Source organism: Micromonospora sp. U56 (assembly GCF_018070095.1).
Taxonomy (GTDB): Bacteria; Actinomycetota; Actinomycetes; order Mycobacteriales; family Micromonosporaceae; genus Micromonospora; species Micromonospora purpureochromogenes.
Window position 1 is genome coordinate 23,512 of sequence record NZ_JAGPYL010000026.1, and the last position, 18,114, is coordinate 41,625.

At 72.8% G+C, this 18,114-nt stretch carries 20 protein-coding genes; 16 read left to right on the forward strand and 4 right to left on the reverse strand.

Annotated elements, in window-relative coordinates; all coding sequences use genetic code 11:
• Positions 1–7 precede the first annotated feature (7 nt).
• Together KBX37_RS12080 and KBX37_RS12085 are read right to left on the reverse strand one after the other, a co-directional pair.
• Entirely contained in the window at positions 8–484 is a 477-nt protein-coding gene (locus tag KBX37_RS12080) for a hypothetical protein (RefSeq protein ID WP_210775997.1), read from the reverse strand.
• A 136-nt stretch (positions 485–620) separates the two neighbouring features.
• Positions 621–1,094, reverse strand: coding sequence for an Lrp/AsnC family transcriptional regulator (locus KBX37_RS12085; RefSeq protein WP_210775998.1), 474 nt, complete (start codon positions 1,092–1,094; stop codon positions 621–623).
• A gap of 146 nt (positions 1,095–1,240) precedes the next feature.
• Between KBX37_RS12085 and KBX37_RS12090 the strand changes: the two genes are divergently transcribed.
• From KBX37_RS12090 to KBX37_RS12165, 16 genes are all read left to right on the forward strand, one after another.
• Positions 1,241–2,143, forward strand: a complete 903-nt coding sequence (locus KBX37_RS12090; RefSeq protein ID WP_210775999.1) for a tryptophan 2,3-dioxygenase — start codon at positions 1,241–1,243, stop codon at positions 2,141–2,143.
• 14 nt (positions 2,144–2,157) lie between these two features.
• Complete coding sequence (gene kynU / locus KBX37_RS12095; protein ID WP_210776000.1) at positions 2,158–3,435, forward strand: kynureninase; 1,278 nt, start codon at positions 2,158–2,160, stop codon at positions 3,433–3,435.
• Positions 3,432–4,769, forward strand: coding sequence for an NAD(P)/FAD-dependent oxidoreductase (locus KBX37_RS12100; protein ID WP_210776001.1), 1,338 nt, complete (start codon positions 3,432–3,434; stop codon positions 4,767–4,769). The genes kynU and KBX37_RS12100 overlap by 4 nt, the downstream gene beginning before the upstream one ends.
• A gap of 20 nt (positions 4,770–4,789) precedes the next feature.
• The gene (locus tag KBX37_RS12105) at positions 4,790–6,271 is read left to right on the forward strand and encodes a 2-hydroxymuconic semialdehyde dehydrogenase (protein ID WP_210776033.1); all 1,482 of its coding nucleotides are present in this window, start codon (positions 4,790–4,792) and stop codon (positions 6,269–6,271) included.
• A gap of 17 nt (positions 6,272–6,288) precedes the next feature.
• Positions 6,289–7,086, forward strand: coding sequence for a 2-keto-4-pentenoate hydratase (locus KBX37_RS12110; RefSeq protein WP_210776002.1), 798 nt, complete (start codon positions 6,289–6,291; stop codon positions 7,084–7,086).
• Entirely contained in the window at positions 7,083–8,021 is a 939-nt protein-coding gene (locus KBX37_RS12115; protein WP_210776003.1) for an acetaldehyde dehydrogenase (acetylating), read from the forward strand. Before KBX37_RS12110 ends, KBX37_RS12115 begins: the two co-directional genes overlap by 4 nt.
• Positions 8,018–9,112 (forward strand): 4-hydroxy-2-oxovalerate aldolase, encoded by a 1,095-nt coding sequence (gene dmpG, locus KBX37_RS12120; protein WP_210776004.1) that lies wholly within the window; start codon positions 8,018–8,020, stop codon positions 9,110–9,112. The genes KBX37_RS12115 and dmpG overlap by 4 nt, the downstream gene beginning before the upstream one ends.
• Positions 9,109–9,882: a 2-keto-4-pentenoate hydratase gene (locus KBX37_RS12125; RefSeq protein WP_210776005.1), complete on the forward strand. Its 774-nt coding sequence runs from the start codon at positions 9,109–9,111 to the stop codon at positions 9,880–9,882. The genes dmpG and KBX37_RS12125 overlap by 4 nt, the downstream gene beginning before the upstream one ends.
• A complete protein-coding gene (locus tag KBX37_RS12130; RefSeq protein ID WP_210776006.1) occupies positions 9,879–10,301 on the forward strand; it encodes a RidA family protein in 423 nt (140 codons plus the stop codon). The genes KBX37_RS12125 and KBX37_RS12130 overlap by 4 nt, the downstream gene beginning before the upstream one ends.
• Positions 10,298–10,822 carry a 3-hydroxyanthranilate 3,4-dioxygenase gene (locus KBX37_RS12135; protein WP_210776007.1) on the forward strand — a complete coding sequence of 175 codons (525 nt, stop codon included), beginning with the start codon at positions 10,298–10,300 and terminating at the stop codon, positions 10,820–10,822. Before KBX37_RS12130 ends, KBX37_RS12135 begins: the two co-directional genes overlap by 4 nt.
• Complete coding sequence (locus KBX37_RS12140) at positions 10,822–11,832, forward strand: amidohydrolase family protein (protein ID WP_210776008.1); 1,011 nt, start codon at positions 10,822–10,824, stop codon at positions 11,830–11,832. Before KBX37_RS12135 ends, KBX37_RS12140 begins: the two co-directional genes overlap by 1 nt.
• A gap of 28 nt (positions 11,833–11,860) precedes the next feature.
• Positions 11,861–12,079 carry a type II toxin-antitoxin system VapB family antitoxin gene (locus KBX37_RS12145; protein WP_307849045.1) on the forward strand — a complete coding sequence of 73 codons (219 nt, stop codon included), beginning with the start codon at positions 11,861–11,863 and terminating at the stop codon, positions 12,077–12,079.
• Positions 12,076–12,501: a PIN domain-containing protein gene (locus KBX37_RS12150; RefSeq protein WP_210776010.1), complete on the forward strand. Its 426-nt coding sequence runs from the start codon at positions 12,076–12,078 to the stop codon at positions 12,499–12,501. The genes KBX37_RS12145 and KBX37_RS12150 overlap by 4 nt, the downstream gene beginning before the upstream one ends.
• 74 nt (positions 12,502–12,575) lie before the next feature.
• Positions 12,576–14,039: an amidase gene (locus KBX37_RS12155; protein ID WP_210776011.1), complete on the forward strand. Its 1,464-nt coding sequence runs from the start codon at positions 12,576–12,578 to the stop codon at positions 14,037–14,039.
• 72 nt (positions 14,040–14,111) lie between these two features.
• Complete coding sequence (locus KBX37_RS12160; RefSeq protein WP_210776034.1) at positions 14,112–14,393, forward strand: hypothetical protein; 282 nt, start codon at positions 14,112–14,114, stop codon at positions 14,391–14,393.
• On the forward strand, positions 14,380–14,787 hold the full coding sequence (locus KBX37_RS12165) for a DUF5130 family protein (protein WP_210776012.1): 408 nt from the start codon (positions 14,380–14,382) through the stop codon (positions 14,785–14,787). The genes KBX37_RS12160 and KBX37_RS12165 overlap by 14 nt, the downstream gene beginning before the upstream one ends.
• A 60-nt stretch (positions 14,788–14,847) precedes the next feature.
• Here KBX37_RS12165 and KBX37_RS12170 read toward each other — a convergent pair whose 3' ends face one another.
• Complete coding sequence (locus tag KBX37_RS12170; RefSeq protein ID WP_210776013.1) at positions 14,848–15,411, reverse strand: Uma2 family endonuclease; 564 nt, start codon at positions 15,409–15,411, stop codon at positions 14,848–14,850.
• A gap of 85 nt (positions 15,412–15,496) precedes the next feature.
• Positions 15,497–18,043: an aminopeptidase N gene (pepN, locus tag KBX37_RS12175; RefSeq protein WP_210776014.1), complete on the reverse strand. Its 2,547-nt coding sequence runs from the start codon at positions 18,041–18,043 to the stop codon at positions 15,497–15,499.
• Between the last annotated feature and the right edge of the window lie 71 nt (positions 18,044–18,114).

Consider the following 18,114-nt stretch of genomic DNA (forward strand, 5'->3'; position numbering starts at 1 on the left):
CGTGGGGTCAGGACTTCGTCCCGGCCCGCCGGCGACTCCCGCCGAACATCCCGAGCCCGGCCACCACGGTCACCACGGCCAGGCCGCCGACCAGGAGCAGCGAGCCAGCGCCCCGGCCGTCGGCGGTGCCGCCGGCCCCGGTCGCCGGGCCCTTGGTCGGCTGGGCCATGTTCAGCACGGTCAGGGTGGTCGACGCGGTGTTTCCGTTGGCGCACCGCAGGTCGACCGGGTAGTCGCCCGGCTGCTTGTTGCCCGGGATGGTCACCGCCCCGGTCAGGAAGCCGTTGTCCGGCCGCAGTACCACCCGGCCGAAGGCGTCCGACTGCACGGTGGCCTGCTGGTTGTTGGCGTTGTCGCAACTGGCCCGGATGCTGACCCGGGTGCCGGCCTGCGCGGTGTTCGGCGTGACCTCGACGAAGGTGTTCTCCCCGGCCCGGGCCGGTGTGGCCGTTGCCAGGACGAACGCCGCGACCAGGGCGAACATCGCCAGGACGGTGGAAAAGGCACGATGGTACGCGCTGAGCCCCCGCATGATTCTCCCCTCCCGGCCAGGTGCGCCGGAATCCTGCGACGGGTGTCCGGGCCTGCATTCCCGCTCGCCGTGGGGCAAACCCGCCCGGTCAGCGGCGGCGGGTGCCCGGCGCCCCGGCCGGCGGGTTCGGCAGCGGGGTGACCGGGTGCCAGTCCAGCGGGGTGGAGAGCACCATCGTGCTGGACGGCTGGCCGTACGGGGCGAGCCGGTCGATGACCGCCTCGAACTCGGTGATCGAGCCGGCGGCGACCTTGAGCATGCTGCACGCGTCGCCGGTGATCCGGTGGATCTCCCGGATCTCCGGCCAGCCGGCGACGTCCGGGTCGTGCAGGATGCAGCGCGAGCCGTAGCAGGACATTCGGATCAGCGCGACCACGCCGCGACCGGCCCGGGTCAGGTCCACGTGGGCGTGGTAGCCGGTGATCACGCCGGACTCCTCCAGCCGGCGGACCCGCTCGGCCACCGCCGGCGGGGACAGGTGCACCCGCCGGGACAGCTCGCTGTACGACAGTCGCGCGTCGGTCTGCAGCTCACGCAGCAGGGCCCAGTCCATCTCGTCCACGCGTGGACCTTACCTTCCGCAGGTCGAACGGCAGAAGAGCCTTCCGCACCAAAGGTGAAACTGCGGATCGCCGTCGAATCGGCATTCCGTACGCCGTTGTGACCAGGGCATCATGTCGTCACCCGGCTCACGGAGGAGACGACAAGGTGGATCAGACGGATCTGCGCGCGCCCACCCGCACCGCCGCGGTGCGCCCGGTCACGCCGCAGCAGCGCACCGCGCGGGCGGCCCGCAACGGCGGCGAACCCACGCTGGAGTTCGCCGACCGGGTGCCGTACGACGCGTACGTGCACGCCAGCACCCTGCACACCCTGCAGCAGCCGCTCAGCACGGACCCCGGCGAGATGTCCTTCCTGATGGTCAGCCAGATCATGGAGCTGTACTTCGGGTTGACCTGCCACGAGCTGCGCCAGGCCCAGCAGGACCTGCGCGCCGACCGGGTGTGGGAGGCGCTGGCGCCGCTGCGCCGGGCCGCGCTGCACCTGGAGGGGCTCAACGCCGCCTGGCACGGGCTGCGCTGGATGACCCCGGCGGACTTCAACCGGTTCCGCAACCTGCTCGGCGAGGGCTCCGGCTTCCAGTCCGCCATGTACCGGCACCTGGAGTTCCTGCTCGGCCTGCGCGACCCGGCGCTGATCCGGCCGTTCCGCCGCCAGGAGGAGGTCTACGACGAGCTGCGCGCCGCGCTCGACGTGCCGAGCCTCTGGGACGACGTGATCGCCCTGCTCGCCCGACACGGCCACGGCCTCCCCGCCGACCTGCTGGAGCGGGACGTCACCGTCGAGCACCTGCCCCACCCGTCGGTCGAGGCGGCCTGGGTCGAGATCTACGACGACGGCGGGCCGCAGAACCACCTCCGCCTGCTCGGCGAGGCGCTGACCGAGGTGGCCGAGCAGTTCGGCGACTGGCGGTGGAACCACGTCAAGGCCGTGCAGCGCACGATGGGCGCGAAGGTCGGCAGCGGCGGCTCGGCCGGACTGGCCTGGCTGCAACGCAGCATGGCCCGGGTGGTCTTCCCGGAGCTGTGGTCGGCCCGGACGGCGATGTGAGCGGGGAGCGGGACATGACCTCGGAGCAGGAGGCGCACCGCCTCGACGCCGCCGACCCCGGGCACCGGCACCTCTTCCACGTGCCGCCCGCGGACGGCGGACGCTACCCGCAGACCGCCTACCTGGCCGGCAACTCCCTCGGGCTGCAACCGCGGGCCACCCGCGCGGAACTCCTCGCCGACCTGGACGCCTGGAGCCGGCTCGGTGTCGAGGGGCACCTGGAGGCGGAGCGGCCGTGGCTGCCGTACCACGAGCTGCTGACGGCGCCCGCCGCGCGACTGGTCGGCGCCCGGCCCGCGGAGACCGTGGTGATGAACTCCCTCACCGTCAACCTGCACCTGCTGATGGTGAGCTTCTACCGGCCCGCCGGGGAGCGGACCCGGATCGTCATCGAGGACAGCGCCTTCCCCTCGGACAGCTACGCGGTGCGCAGCCAGGCCCGCTTCCACGGCCTGGACCCGGACGACACCGTGGTCCGGCTGACGCCGCGCGCCGGCGAGGACACCCTGCGCACCGAGGACGTGACCGACTATCTGGCCGCCGAGGGCGACCGGGTGGCGCTGGTGCTGCTCGGTGGGGTCAACTACCTCACCGGCGAGCTGATGGACATCCCGGCGATCACCGCCGCCGGCCGGGCGGCCGGCGCGATCGTCGGCTGGGACCTGGCCCACGCCGCCGGCAACGTGCCGCTGGCGCTGCACGACTGGGACGTCGACTTCGCCGCCTGGTGCTCCTACAAGTACCTCAACTCCGGGCCCGGCGCGCTGGGCGGGGTCTTCGTCCACGAGCGGCACCTGGGCGACTCCCGGCTGCCCCGCTTCGAGGGCTGGTGGAGCACCGAGGCGACCACCCGGTTCGAGATGACCCCGGTCTCCCGGCCGCCGGCCACCGTGGAGGCCTGGCAGATCTCCAACCCGCCGATCTTCGCGATGGGCCCGGTGCGTACCTCGCTGGAGCTCTTCGACAGCGTCGGCATGCCGGCCCTGCGGGAGCGCAGCGTCCGGCTCACCGGCTACCTGGAACGGCTGCTCGACGAGGTGATCCCCGGCCGGCCGCTGACCGTGGTCACCCCGCGCGATCCCGCCCGGCGGGGCTGCCAGCTCTCGGTGCGCATCGGCGCCGGCAGCGCGGCCGAGCTGACCAAGCGGCTGCGGCACGAGCACGGCGTGGTCGCCGACGCCCGGGAGCCGGACATCGTCCGGTTCGCCCCGGTGCCGCTCTACTCCACGTACCACGACTGCTGGCGGGTCGCCGACGCGCTGGCGGCGACCGTTGCCGAGGGGCGCCCATGAGCATGGAACGTGACGAGGTGGCGGTGGTCGGCGCTGGGCTCGCCGGTTGCCTGCTGGCCTGCTACCTGGCCCGACGCGGCTACCCGGTGGCCCTCTACGAGCGGCGGCCGGACCCGAGGACCGGGCGGGTCGAGCGCGGCCGGTCGATCAACCTGGCGCTCTCCGAGCGCGGCCTGGACGCGCTGCGCCGCATCGGCCTGGCCGAGCAGGTGATGGCGGACGCCCTGCCGATGCGCGGCCGGATGATCCACCCGGTCGCCGGCGAGCCGCAGTTCCAGTCGTACAGCGGCTCCGGGGACCGGGCGATCAACTCGATCAGCCGGGGCGCGCTGAACAACGCCCTGCTCAACGCCGCCGCCGCGCTGCCCGGGGTGCGGATCGCCTTCGACCACCGGCTGGTCGGCCTCGACCCGACCAGCGGCGAGATGACCTTCGAGACCCCGCAGGGCAAGGTCGCCGCCACCGCGTCGGTCGTCCTCGGCGCCGACGGCGCCGGCTCCGCCGTGCGCGGGCAACTGCTCGGGTACGGCGTGCTGACCGAAAGCCTGGACTTCCTCGACTACGGCTACAAGGAACTCACCATCCCGCCGCTCGGCGGGGACTTCGCCCTCGATCCGTCGGCGCTGCACATCTGGCCGCGCGGCACCTCCATGATGATCGCGCTGCCCAACCCGGACCGCTCGTTCACCTGCACGCTCTTCTGGCCCACCCACGGCACCGCCAGCTTCGCCTCGCTGGGCAGCCCGGCGGCGATCGAGCGGCACTTCGCCACCCACTACCCGGACCTGATCCCGCTCGCGCCCAACCTGGTCGACGACTACCAGCACAACCCGGTCGGGGTGCTGGGCACGGTCCGCTGCGCGCCCTGGCAGGTCGACGGGAAGGTGGCGCTGCTCGGCGACGCGGCGCACGCCATCGTGCCGTTCTACGGCCAGGGCGCCAACTGCGCCATGGAGGACGTCGTCGAACTGGACCGCTGCCTGGACGAGTGCGACGACGACTGGTCCGCCGCGCTGCCGCTCTACCAGCGGCGCCGGCAGGACAACGCCGAGGCGATCGCCCGGATGGCGCTGGCCAACTTCGTGGAGATGCGGGACAAGGTCGCCTCGCCGGTGTTCCAGACCCGCAAGCGGGTCGAGCACGCCCTGGAACGGGCGCTGCCCGGCCGGTACGTTTCGCAGTACGAACTGGTCTCCTTCTCCACCACCCCGTACGCGCAGGTGCGCCGCCGGGTGCGCCGCCAGTACGCGGTGGTGGGGGCGGTGGCCGCGGGCGGGCTGGCGTTGCTGGTCGGCGCGGTGGGTGCGGCGATCGGCCGGGGGAGGCGCGGATGACGCTCTGGGACGCGCGGCTGATGGCCGGGAGCGCGCCGGACGGGCCGGGGTTGCTGCGCCACTTCGTCGGCGGCGAGTTCGTCGACGCGGGGCCACGCTTCACCAAGCGCAGCCCGGTGACCGGCGAGCCGGTCTTCGAGGTGGTCGAGGCGTCGAAGTCCACCGTGGACGACGCGGTGGCCGCCGCCCGGGCGGCGCTGCGCGGGCCGTGGGGCCGGATGGGGGAGCGGGAGCGCGCCGAGGTGCTGCGCCGGGTCGCCGACGAGCTGGAACGTCGCTTCGACGACCTGGTCACCGCCGAGGTCGCCGACACCGGCAAGGCCATCTCGCAGGCCCGCACCCTGGACATTCCGCGCGGCGCGGCGAACTTCCGGGCCTTCGCCGAGATCGTGGCGACCGCGCCGACCGAGTCGTTCACCACGGTCACCCCGGCCGGCGGCCGGGCGCTGAACTACGCCGTCCGCAAGCCGGTCGGTGTGGTCGCCGTGATCGTGCCGTGGAACCTGCCGCTGCTGCTGCTCACCTGGAAGGTGGCCCCGGCGCTGGCCTGCGGCAACGCCGTGGTGGTCAAGCCCAGCGAGGAGACGCCCGCCTCGGCGACGCTGCTGGCCGAGGTGATGGCCGCCGCCGGCGTGCCGGACGGGGTGTTCAACCTGGTGCACGGCTTCGGCCCGGACTCGGCCGGTGAGTTCCTCACCCGGCACCCGGGGGTCGACGCGATCACCTTCACCGGCGAGTCGGCCACCGGCGGCGCCATCATGCGGGCCGCCGCGGACGGGGTGAAGGCCGTCTCGTTCGAGCTGGGCGGCAAGAACGCCGGGCTGGTCTTCGCCGACGCCGACCTGGACGCGGCGGTGGCCGGCTCGGTGCGCTCCAGCTTCACCAACGGCGGGCAGGTCTGCCTCTGCACGGAGCGGATCTACGTGCAGCGCCCGGTCTTCGAGGAGTTCACCGCCCGACTGGCCAAGCGGGCCGGGGAGCTGGCGTACGGGTGGCCGGCCGACGAGGCCACCGCGAACATGCCGCTGATCTCGCACGGCCACCGGGACAAGGTGCTGGGCCACTACGCGCTGGCCCGGACCGAGGGCGCCGAGGTGCTCACCGGGGGTGGCGTGCCGCGCTTCGGCGACGGCCGCGACGGTGGGGCGTACGTGCAGCCGACCGTGCTGACCGGGCTCGGCGCGCGGGCGCGGACCAACACCGAGGAGATCTTCGGCCCGGTCGTGCACGTGGCCCCGTTCGACGACGAGGACGAGGCGTACGCGCTGGCCAACGGCACCGAGTACGGCCTGGCGGCGACGGTCTGGACCCGGGACGTGGGCCGGGCGCACCGGGCCGGCGCCCGGCTGGACGCCGGCATCGTCTGGGTGAACACCTGGTTCCTGCGCGACCTGCGCACCCCGTTCGGCGGCGTGAAGGCCTCCGGCATCGGCCGGGAGGGTGGCGTGCACTCGCTGGACTTCTACTCGGAACTGACCAACGTCTGCGTGGACCTGTCGTGAGCGGGGTAGGAGCCGGCGTGAGAGCTGACATCGAAGCGGCGAACCGGGAGCTGGCCGAGGCCCGCACCAGCGGGAAGCCCTGCCCACCGCTGCGCGGGCGGCTGCTGCCGGAGGGCGACGTCGAGTCGGCGTACCGGGTGCAGCAGTTGCAGGCGCGGGCGTGGCAGGGCCGGGGCGAGCGCCGGGTGGGCGCGAAGATCGGGCTGACCTCCCGGGCGGTGCAGGAGAGTTTCGGCGTCTTCCAGCCGGACTTCGGGGTGCTGACCGACGCGATGGCGGTCGGCGACGGCGTCGAGGTGCCGATCGAGCGCCTGCTCCAGCCCCGGGTGGAGGCGGAGATCGCCTTCGTGCTCGGCGCGGACCTGACCGACGAGCGGGTCACCACCGTGGACCTGCTCCGGGCGGTCGACCACGTGCTCCCGGCCATCGAGATCGTCGACTCGCGGATCGCCGGTTGGGACATCTCCATCGTGGACACCGTCGCCGACAACGCCTCCAGCGGGATGTTCGTGCTCGGCACCACGCCGCGCCGGCTCGCCGACGTGGACCTGCGGTTGTGCGGGATGGTGCTGGAGCACGCCGGCGAGCCGGTCTCGGTCGGCGCCGGGGCGGCCTGCCTCGGCAATCCGTTGCACGCGCTGGAGTGGCTGGTGCGGACGATGGCCCGGGCCGGCGACCCGCTGCGCGCGGGCGACGTGGTGCTCTCCGGGGCGCTCGGCCCGATGGTGCCGGTCACCCCGGGCGCCGCGTACGAGGCCCGGATCTCCGGGCTCGGTTCGGTGCGGACCTGTTTTGCGAAGGAGGCCCGGGCATGACCACGGGTGTGGCGGTGATCGGGTCCGGCAACATCGGCACCGATCTGATGATCAAGGTGTTGCGGCTCAGCGACAGCCTCCGGATGGTGGCGATGGCCGGCATCGACCCGGAGTCCGACGGCCTGGCCCGGGCCCGGCGGCTCGGCGTGGCCACCACCGCCGACGGCGTGGACGGGCTCGTCGCCATGCCCGAGTTCGCCGACGTGGAGCTGGTCTTCGACGCCACCTCGGCCGGCGCGCACCGGCACAACGACGCCGTGCTGCGGGCGCACGGCCGCACGGTGGTCGACCTGACCCCGGCGGCCATCGGCCCGTACGTGGTGCCGCCGGTGAACCTGGACGAGCACCTGCACGAGAGCAACGTCAACATGGTCACCTGCGGCGGGCAGGCCACCGTGCCGATCGTCGCCGCCGTCGGCCGGGTCACGCCGGTCGCGTACGCGGAGATCGTCGCCTCGATCGCCTCGAAGTCGGCCGGTCCGGGCACCCGGGCCAACATCGACGAGTTCACCGAGACCACCGCCCGGGCGATCGAGGTGGTCGGCGGCGCGGAGCGCGGCAAGGCGATCATCGTGCTCAACCCGGCCGACCCGCCGCTGCTGATGCGCGACACCGTCTACTGCCTCTGCCCGGACACCGACGCCGACCGGGCGGCCATCGCCGCCTCGGTGGCCGACATGGTGGCCACGGTCCAGGAGTACGTCCCCGGCTACCGGCTCAAGCAGGACGTGCAGTTCGACCGGGTCGACACCTACGTGCCGTCGCTCGGCCGGCACCTGACCGGCTGGCAGGTCTCGGTCTTCCTGGAGGTCTCCGGGGCCGGGCACTACCTGCCGGCGTACGCCGGGAACCTGGACATCATGACCTCCGCCGCGCTGCGCACCGCCGAGCGACTGGTGGCCCGCCGCGCGAGCAGCGCGGAGGTGGCGGCATGACCGACCTGTACATCCAGGACGTGACGCTGCGCGACGGCATGCACGCCATCGCCCACCGCTACACCGTCGACCAGGTGCGCACCATCGCCGCCGCGCTGGACGCCGCCGGGGTGGCCGCCATCGAGGTGGCGCACGGCGACGGGCTGGCCGGCTCCAGCGTCAACTACGGCCACGGCGCCGCGAGCGACGCCGACTGGATCTCCGCCGCCGCCGAGGTGCTGACCACCGCGAAGCTGACCACCCTGCTGCTGCCCGGGATCGGCACCATCGCCGACCTGAAGGCGGCGAAGGCGCTCGGGGTGACCAGCGTGCGGATCGCCACCCACTGCACCGAGGCGGACATCTCCGCCCAGCACATCTCCTGGGCCCGGGAGAACGGCATGGACGTCTCCGGGTTCCTGATGATGTCGCACATGAACGACCCGGCCGGGCTGGCCGCCCAGGCCAAGCTGATGGAGTCGTACGGGGCGCACTGCGTCTACGTCACCGACTCCGGCGGCCGGCTGCTGATGTCCGACGTGGCCCAGCGGGTCGACGCGTACCGGCAGGTGCTCCGGCCGGAGACGCAGATCGGCATCCACGCCCACCACAACCTGTCGCTCGGGGTGGCCAACAGCGTGCTCGCCGTCGAGCACGGCCGGATCGCCGGCGACGGGCTGGCCGGGCCGGACGCCCCGCACGGCCGTACCGTCCGGGTGGACGCGTCGCTGGCCGGGATGGGCGCCGGGGCCGGCAACGCCCCGCTGGAGGTCTTCGTGGCCGTCGCCGAGCTGCACGGCTGGAAGCACGGCTGCGACGTGTTCGCGCTGATGGACGCGGCCGACGACATCGTCCGGCCGCTGCAGGACCGCCCGGTCCAGGTCGACCGGGAGACGCTCTCCCTCGGGTACGCCGGGGTCTACTCCAGCTTCCTGCGGCACGCCGAGCGCGCCTCGGCGAAGTACGGCGTGGACGTCCGCTCGATCCTGGTCGAGCTGGGCCGGCGGCGGATGGTCGGCGGCCAGGAGGACATGATCGTGGACGTGGCGCTGGACCTGGCCGGCCGCGAGGAGCGGTTGACCGGCCGCGACGAGCAGGGGGAGGCCGCATGATCGGGGTGGATGTCGCGGGTATCGCCGAGCGGCTGGGCGTGGCGGCGGACTCGGCCACCGCGATCCCGCAGCTGGCCGCCGAGACCGGCCTGGACGTCGACGGCGCGTACGCGGTGCAGACCGCGCTGCTGCAGCGCCGGCTGGAGCGGGGCGAGCGGCTGGTCGGGCTCAAGATGGGGCTGACCAGCAAGGCGAAGATGGCCCAGATGGGGGTAAACGAGGTGATCTGGGGCCGGCTAACCGACGTGATGCGGGTCCCCGACGGCGGCACGGTCGACGTGGCCGACTTCATCCACCCACGGGTCGAGCCGGAGGTCGCGTTCCTGCTGGACCGCCTTCCCGATCCGGGCGAGCCGGTCGGCGCCTTCGCCGACGCGGTCCGCGCGGTCGCCCCGGCGATCGAGCTGATCGACTCCCGCTACGCGAACTTCTCCTTCTCCCTGCCCGACGTGGTCGCCGACAACACCTCGGCGGCGGCGTTCGTGGTCGGGCCGTGGTCGCCGGTGCCCGACGGGCTGGACAACCTGGGCGTGCTGCTGGAGATCGACGGGCGGGTGGCGCAGGTCGGCTCGACGGCGGCGATCCTCGGCGACCCGCGCCGGGCGCTGGACGAGGGCATCCGGCTGGCCGGTCGGCACGGGGTGCGGATGCGCTCCGGGTGGGTCTTCCTCGCCGGCGCCGCCACCGCTGCGGTGCCGCTGCGTCCCGGTGCCCATGTGCGTGCCGTCGTGGAGAAGCTCGGCACCGCTTCTCTTCGGGCTGCGTCGTGACCGCCCGGGTAGTTGCCGGCAAGGCGGTGCCGCGGGGGGCGTTTCCGCATGTCAAGGTGGCGGGCGGGTTCGTCTTCGTCTCGGGCACGTCGTCGCGGCGGCCGGACAACACCTTCGCGGGTGTGTCGGTGGACGAGTTCGGCACCACGGACCTCGACATCCGGGCGCAGACCCGGGCGGTCATCGAGAACATCCGTGATCTGCTGCGGTCGGTCGGTGCGGACCTCTCCGACCTCGTCCAGGTGACCTCCTACCTGGTCAACATGAACGACTTCGGTGGTTACAACGAGGTGTGGGCGGAGTTCTTCGACGCGTCCGGGCCGACCCGGACGACGGTTGCCGTGCACCAGTTGCCGCACCCGCACCTGCTGATCGAGATTCAGGCCGTCGCCCTGCTTCCCCAAGGAGGTCAGTCGTGAGTGAGATCGCCGAGCCGTTCAGCTTCCCGGGCTGGATCGCGGAGAACCAGCACCTGCTGAAGCCGCCGGTGGGCAACAAGGAGATGTTCCCGGGTGGGGACGACTTCATCGTGATGGTGGTGGGCGGGCCCAACCAGCGCACCGACTTCCACGTCGACCCGTACGAGGAGTTCTTCTACCAGGTCAAGGGCAACATGCACATCAACCTGATGACGCCCGAGGGGCCGCGTACGGTGCACGTGCGCGAGGGTCAGATGTGGATGTTGCCGCGCGACACCCCGCACTCGCCGCAGCGTCCCGAGCCCGGCTCGATCGGCGTGGTGGTGGAGCGGGTCCGCGAGGAGGGCACGCTGGAGAAGTTCCAGTGGTACTGCCCGGAGTGCGGGCACAAGGTGCACGAGGTGGAGCTGCAGGTGCGCGACATCGCCGCCGACCTGCCCCCGGTCTTCCAGGCGTTCTACGCCGACGAGTCCGCGCGCACCTGCGACAAGTGCGGCACGCTGCACCCGGGCAAGGGCTGATGCGCCCACCGGTCGTCGACGTGCACACGCACGTCGTACCCAGGGGGTGGCCGGACCTCGCCGCGGCGTGCGGCGGGTCCGGCTGGCCCTGGTTGCGGGTGGACTCCGAGCGCGCCGCCATGATCATGGTGGGCGAGATGGAGTTCCGCCCGGTCGGCGCGGAGTGCTGGGACGCCCCGACCCGGCTGGCCGACATGGCCGCCGACGGCGTCGACGTGCAGGTGGTCTCCCCGACGCCGGTCTTCTTCTCCTACGACCGCCCCGCCGACCAGGCGGTGAAGATCGCCCGGATCTTCAACGACCTCACCCTGGAGGTCACCGCCGCCGGTGGGGACCGGCTGGTGCCCTTCTGCCAGGTGCCGTTGCAGGACCCGGACGCGGCCTGCGCCGAGCTGGACCGCTGCCTGGCGGCCGGGCACGTCGGCGTGGAGATCGGCAACCACGTCGGCGACCGCGACCTCGACGACGCCGGCATCGTGCAGTTCCTGACCCACTGCGCGGCGGTGGGCGCGCCGGTCTTCGTGCACCCGTGGGACATGCCGGGCGGGCCCCGGCTGGACCGGTGGATGGCCCGCTGGCTCACCGGCATGCCCGCCGAGACGCACCTGTCGGTGCTGGCGCTCATCCTCGGCGGGGTCTTCGACCGGGTGCCGGAGACGCTGCGGATCTGCTTCGCGCACGGCGGCGGCAGCTTCCCGTTCTGGCTGGGCCGCGCCGACAACGCCTGGCACCGCCGTGGCGACCTGGTACGCGGCGCCTCGACCGCGCCGCCCAGCTCCTACACCGACCGGTTCAGCGTCGACTCGGTGGTCTTCGCCCCGGCCGCGCTGCGGCTGCTGGTCGACACCATGGGCGCGGACCGGGTGCTGCTGGGCAGCGACTACCCGTACCCACTGGGGGAGCGGCCGGTCGGGCGGGTGGTCCACGAGGCGGACTTCCTCACCGGCGAGCAGCGCGACCAGCTGCTCGGCGGCAACGCGCTGCGCTTCCTCGGCCGGCCGGGTATATAAACATTGCGTGGCGTTATATAGTCTTCTCGTGAAGACTGTTATCGACCTCGATGATGAACTACTCGAACGCGCGCGGCGTGAGCTGGGCACCAAGAGTAAGAAGGACACGATCCACGCGGCGCTGCGGCTGGTGGCGGAACGCAGTGAGCGGCTGGAGGCCGTACGCGAACTGCTGTCCGTCGACCGGGACTGGACCGGGATCCTGGACGACGACAAGACACCGCGCGGCCAGCAGGATGCCGCGTGACTCCGGGCGGCCTCTATCTGATCGACACGTCGGCCTGGGCCCGGATGCGTCTGCCGGTGGTCCAGAAGCGACTCGCGGCGATCCTCGAGGAGGGCCTCGCGGCAACATGCCTTCCGCTGGATCTCGAGGACGGCCGCAGCGCGCGGGACTTCCGGGACGCCACGACCATCCGGGCCCGGCGCGCGCAACTCATGGTGGACCTGCCGGTCACCGCGGCGGTCTGCACGCGCGCCCGTGACCTGCAGTTGGCGCTGACCGCCCGAATTCAGCACCGCGCCGCCAGCCCGGTTGACGTGACCGTCGCCGCCACGGCCGCCGAATACTCGGCGACCGTTCTGCACTATGACCGTGACTTCGACCTCCTGACCGAGGTCGGTGGCCCACGGTCCGAGTGGGTCGCCCCGGCGGGCACCCTCTCCTGACGCCACGTCGGCGCGGATCTGGGTCCCGGTCGTGTCGGCGGGCCAACCGGCCGCCGAGCGGGCAGGATGGCGGCATGGCCGAGCCGCACGACCTGACCGCGCTGGAGCAGGCCGCCGCCGTCGCCCGGGGCGAGTTCTCCAGCGTCGATCTGGTCAGGCACCACCTCGACCGGGTGGACGCGCTCGGCGACACCGTCGGCGCGTTCGTCACCGTCACGCCCGAACGCGCCCTCGCCGCCGCCCGGGCCGCCGACGCGGTGCCGGCCACGGAGCGTGGGCCGCTGCACGGCGTACCGACCGCGATCAAGGACCTGACCCTCACCGCCGGGGTGCGCACCACCTTCGGCTCGGCAGCCTTCGCCGACTTCGTCCCGCCGGTGGACGCCGACGTGGTCCGGCTGATGGCCGCCGCCGGGCTGGTCAGCCTCGGCAAGACCACCACCTCCGAGCTGGGCTGCTCGCTCTACTCCGAGGGGCTGGTCGCGCCGCCGGCCCGCAACCCGTGGGACCTGGCGTACACCGCCGGCGGCTCCAGCGGTGGCGCGGCGGCCGCGGTGGCCACCGGCCTGGTCCCGGTCGCCCAGGGCTCCGACGGCGGCGGGTCGCTGCGCATCCCGGCCGCCCTCTGCGGCCTGGTCGGCTACAAGCCGAGCCGCGGCCTGGTCTCCAGCGGCCCGCTCGGCTTCGGCGCGTTCGGCCTGCCCACCAACGGCCCGCTCGGGCGTACGGTCGCCGACGTCGCCGCGCTGCTCGACGCGATGGCGGTGCCGGTGCCCGGCGAGCCGTACCTGCCGCCGCCGCGACCCGACGGCGGCTACCTCGGCGTCGCCCGCCGGGCCGCCCCGGGCCGCCTGCGGATCGGCCGGTTCGACGCCCCGATGCTCGCCGAAGAGCCGGTCCACCCCGACTGCGTCGCCGCGGTGGACCGGGCCGCCGCGCTGCTCACCGCGGCCGGCCACGAGGTGGTCGAGGTCGACCGGCCGCTCGGCCCCGCGGTGTGGCCGCTCTTCGAGACCCTCTGGTACGTGCTGGCGCTGGCCCCGGTGCCGCCGGAGCGGGAGTCCGAACTGCTGCCGCTGACCCGGTTCCTCCGCGCCCGGGGCGCGGTCGTCGGCGCCGGCGCGCTGATGGCCACCCTCGGCGAGATCCAGGCCCAGGTACGCCTCGGCGCTCGCCGCACCGCCGACTGTGACCTGCTGCTCTGCCCCACCCTGGCCGCACCCCAGGCGCCGGTCGGCTGGTTCACCGCCGACGCCGACCCGGCGGCCGATTTCGACCGCCAGCGTCGGTTCTCGCCGTACTGCGCGGTGTTCAACGTGACGGGAGATCCGTCCGTCTCGCTACCGCTCGGGCGCACCGCGACCGATCTGCCCGTCGGGGCGCTGCTGACCGGTCGCTACGGCGACGACGCCCGACTGATCGCCACCGCAGCGCAACTGGAACACTGCAGTGACGGATGGGATCGGCACCCCGCAATCTGGCGGGGCGTCGACTCCGCTAACGTGAATGGCAGCGGAGTCGGGAGGTCGGCGCCATGATCGTCACCCGACCCGGATGCTCTGGTCGCTATCTTCCGCCTGGGGGCGTTGGGATTGTCTGTCACTGAGACGTTGCTGATCTTCGTCGGCATCCCGGCGGCGGTGATGCTGGTGATCGTCGGTCTGGTGTTCGCCAGCAACCGCCGTGGTGGGGGCCCCAAGCGCTACCGGCCGGGCCGCCGCTTCGACTTCACCCCGGTCTGGTTCCTGGGCCGCCCGGAGCAGTTGGCCGACTCGGCCGGCACCGCCCTGTCCGCGGGCGCGCAGGCGCCGGCGCTGACCAGCCACAAGCTCGAGCAGGCCGGCATCGAGGCGCCGGCCGGTGGAACCGGAGGCGCAAGTGACCGTTGGTGAGATGCAGAGCGGGACGGGTAGTCCGCCCGACGTGCTGGACGGGCCGTTCTCGACCCGCCAGCTGCTGCGCATCGACGAGGCGCTCCGCCTGGCCGACCAGGGCACCGGCCTGGTCTTCTCGGTCTACGTGGGCGGCCTCGACGAGCCGGTCCGGGAGCATGCCGAGCGCCTGCACCGCCAGCTCGCCGACCCCGACCGGTCCGTCCTGATCGCGGTGTCGCCCAACCAGCGCCAGCTGGAGGTGGTCACCGGCCGGCACGCGCGCAAGCGCATCCCCGACACGTACGCCCGGCTCGCCGCGCTGTCGATGGTGGCGGCGTTCGGCGGCGGCGACCTGGCCGGCGGCATCATCAACGGCCTCGACCAGCTCGCCAGCCACGCCGGCAGGGCCTGAGCCCCCGCACGTACGACGACGCCCGGCCCGCGTGACGCGGGCCGGGCTTTCTCATGGGTTTCAGCGCGGCCAGACGCTGGGATCGAGCCGCATCGGCCACGGCTCGGCCACCTCGACGGCGTCGTCCGGCCCCACCGTGCCGAGGAGGTCGTAGTGGACGCCCTTCACCAGCTCGTACCGGTACACCACCGGCCCGAAATCGCCCCGCTCCACCCGCCAGTAGGCGGGAATCCCCGCCTCGGCGTAGAGGGCGGGCTTTGTGAACCGGTCGTGCCGGCGGCTGTTGGGTGACTCCACCTCGACGACGAGGGCGACGTCGCCCGGCTCGGTCCAGAGGCGGTCGCGAGGTGCCGTCGGCCGCAACACGGTGATGTCCGGAATCAGGTTGCCGTCCGGTATCCGTATCCCGATCTCCCGGATCACCCGCCAATCCGCTTGAGCGGCCAGCCGCAGGGCCATCCGGATGTCGTCCGCCAGCTCGTGGTGGTCCGGCCCGGCAGGTGGGGTCACGTGCAGGCTCCCGTCGATGAGCTCGTAGCGGTTCCCGTTCTCGGGCAGGTCGAGCAGATCCTGCTCGCGCCAGCGTCGCTCGGGTGGGCGCCACTCGTAGCCAGGTTGTGCCATCACGCTCACCTCCATCCGCCACGATAACGGCCCCGGACCGACGCGGGCTCCTGCCCGCGCCGGCCCGGGGCCGTGTACTCCTCGGTCAGGCGCTCTGGGCGTCCTTGGCGCGGGCCTTCAGCGAGCGGACCACCCCGTCGCGGCCCTCGGCGACCAGCCGGCGCAGCGGCGCCGGGTGCCCGTCCTGCGCCAGCCAGGCGTCGGTGGCCGCCACCGTCTCCTCCTCGACCAGGTACGCCGGGTAGGCGAGCTGGACGAACTCCTGCGCCGGCTCGCTGTCCCGCTGCGCCCAGACCTGCGCCACGCTGGCGAAGTACCTCTCCCGGTACGGCGCGGTGAGCTCCACCTGCGCCGGGTGGGTGAAGCCCTGCAGCAGCGCCCGGTTGCGCCAGTTCGGCAGTGACTGCGGGCCGGTCAGCTCGGCCCAGACCGCAGCCTTGTTCTCGGCTGTCGGCACCAGCGCGTGCGCGTAGGCGGCCTCCCGCTCGCCGCTGGCCGTCCGGTCGGCGGCCAGCTCGGCCTCGACCTCGGCGGCGCCGGCCGCCCCGTTGGCCACCAGCGACTGGAGGATCGTCCAGCGCAACTCGGTGTCGATGGTCAGCCCGGCCGGTACGCCGTTGCCGTCCAGCCAGCCGCGCAGGGTCGCCAGGTCCTCGGCGGAGCGGGCCGCCGAGGCGTACGCGCGGGCCCAGGCGAGCTGGAAGCCGCTGCCCTGCTCGGCTGCGGCCAGCGTCGTCTTCGCGGTCCGGGCCAGCTCCGCCCAGCCGGTCGGCGCCCAGGCCGGGTCGGCGTAGACGGTGAGCGTGGTGCTCGCCTGCCGCACGGTGGCGGTGACCAGGTTGATGTCTGTCTCGGCGGGCAGCCCGGCCAGCACCAGCGCCACGTAGTCGCGGGCGGCGAGCTCCGCGTCGCGGGTCATGTCCCAGGCGGCCGTCCAGCACAGGGCCCGGGCCAGCGAGGACTCCAGCCCGGCGATGTGCTGCACCACGGTGGCCATCGACCGCTCGTCCAGCCGCAGCTTGGTGTACGTCAGGTCGTCGTCGTTGAGCAGCAGCACGTCGGCGGCCCGCTTGCCGTGCAGCGCGTCCAGCTCGCTCTGCTCGCCGGTCACGTCGACCTCGATCCGCTCCCGGCGGACCAGCCGGCCGTCGGTGAGGTCGTAGAGGCCCACGCCGATGCGGTGGGTACGCAGCGTCGGGTACCCCGCCGGTGCCTCCTGGCGGACCAGCACCCGCTGGTACGTCCCGTCGTCGCCGATGGTCACCTCGGGGCGCAGCGTGTTGACCTGGGCGGTCTCCAGCCACTGCGCGGCGAACTTGCGCAGCTCCCGGCCGGAGGCGGTCTCCAGCTCGGAGAGCAGGTCGTCGAAGGTGGCGTTGCCCCAGGCGTGTTTGCCGAAGTACGCCCGCAGGCCGGCCACGAACGGCTCCTCGCCGACGTACGCGACGAGCTGCTTGAGCACGCTGGCGCCCTTGGCGTAGGTGATGCCGTCGAAGTTGACCTCGACCGCCTCCAGGTCCGGCATCTCGCAGTACACCGGGTGGGTGGAGGAGAGCTGGTCCTGCCGGTATCCCCAGTTCTTCCGGATCGACAGGAAGGTCGTCCAGGCCTCGGAGAACCGGGTGGCGTGGGTGTTGCACCAGTGGCTGGCCCACTCGGCGAACGACTCGTTGAGCCACAGGTCGTTCCACCAGCGCATGGTGACCAGGTCACCGAACCACATGTGCGCCAGCTCGTGCAGGATCGTGTTGGCCCGCTGCTCGTACTCGAAGTCGGTGACCTGGGAGCGGAACAGGTAGTGCGACTCGGCGTGCGTGACGCAGCCGAAGTTCTCCATCGCGCCGGCGTTGAAGTCCGGCACCCAGAGCTGGTCGTACTTGGGCAGCGGGTAGCGCACCCCGAACTGCTCGTGGAAGAAGTCGAAGCCCTGCTTGGTGATCAGGAACAGGTCGTCGGAGTCCAGGTGCGGCGCCATCGAGGCCCGGCAGAAGACCCCCAGGTCGATGCCGTCGTGGCTGTCCCGCACCTCGTGGTACGGCCCGGCGCAGAGCGCGGTGATGTAGGTGCTCATCCGGGCCGACTCCACGAAGTGGACGGTCTTGAGCGCCTCGCCGGCCGGCTCCTCGCGCTCCACCGGCATGTTGGACACCACGCGCCAGTGGTCGGGGACGGTGGCGTGCCAGGTGTAGACGCTCTTCAGGTCGGGCTGGTCGAAGCAGGCGAAGACCCGCTGCGCGTCGGCCGTCTCGAACTGGCTGTAGAGGTAGGTCTCGCCGTCGACCGGGTCCACCGTGCGGTGCAGGCCCTGCCCGCTGTTGGAGTACGCGAAGTCGGCGTCCACCACGAGCGTGTTCTCCGCGGCCAGCCCGGACAGCGCCAGGCCCTTCTCGGCCGACCAGCCGGAGAGGTCGACCGGCGCGCCGTTGAGCGTCGCCGACCGCACCGACTCGGCGGCGGTCTCGATGAAGGTGCCGGCACCCGGCTCGGCGCAGCGGAACCGGACCTCGGTCACCGACCGGAACGTACGGCCCTCGGCCTGCACGGCCGTCGACAGGTCCAGGCTGATGTCGTACCCGGTCACCTCCAGCAGGCGGGCCCGCTCGGTGGCCTCCACCTGGGTCAGGTTGCGCACTCCCGGCACTGTTCGTCTCCATCCCACTCTCGCCGCCTCGCGGCTGCGCCAGCCCAGTCGGCCGCTCGTGA

Bases quoted from the DNA above. Each gene is read 5' to 3' on its own strand.
- KBX37_RS12125 (WP_210776005.1), top strand. From the start codon at position 9,109: ATGATCGGGGTGGATGTCGCGGGTATCGCCGAGCGGCTGGGCGTGGCG.
- KBX37_RS12080 (WP_210775997.1), bottom strand. From the start codon at position 484: ATGTTCGCCCTGGTCGCGGCGTTCGTCCTGGCAACGGCCACACCGGCC.
- KBX37_RS12170 (WP_210776013.1), bottom strand. From the start codon at position 15,411: ATGGCACAACCTGGCTACGAGTGGCGCCCACCCGAGCGACGCTGGCGC.
- KBX37_RS12105 (WP_210776033.1), top strand. From the start codon at position 4,790: ATGGCCGGGAGCGCGCCGGACGGGCCGGGGTTGCTGCGCCACTTCGTC.
- KBX37_RS12155 (WP_210776011.1), top strand. From the start codon at position 12,576: ATGGCCGAGCCGCACGACCTGACCGCGCTGGAGCAGGCCGCCGCCGTC.
- KBX37_RS12115 (WP_210776003.1), top strand. From the start codon at position 7,083: ATGACCACGGGTGTGGCGGTGATCGGGTCCGGCAACATCGGCACCGAT.
- dmpG (WP_210776004.1), top strand. From the start codon at position 8,018: ATGACCGACCTGTACATCCAGGACGTGACGCTGCGCGACGGCATGCAC.
- KBX37_RS12140 (WP_210776008.1), top strand. From the start codon at position 10,822: ATGCGCCCACCGGTCGTCGACGTGCACACGCACGTCGTACCCAGGGGG.
- kynU (WP_210776000.1), top strand. From the start codon at position 2,158: ATGACCTCGGAGCAGGAGGCGCACCGCCTCGACGCCGCCGACCCCGGG.
- KBX37_RS12100 (WP_210776001.1), top strand. From the start codon at position 3,432: ATGAGCATGGAACGTGACGAGGTGGCGGTGGTCGGCGCTGGGCTCGCC.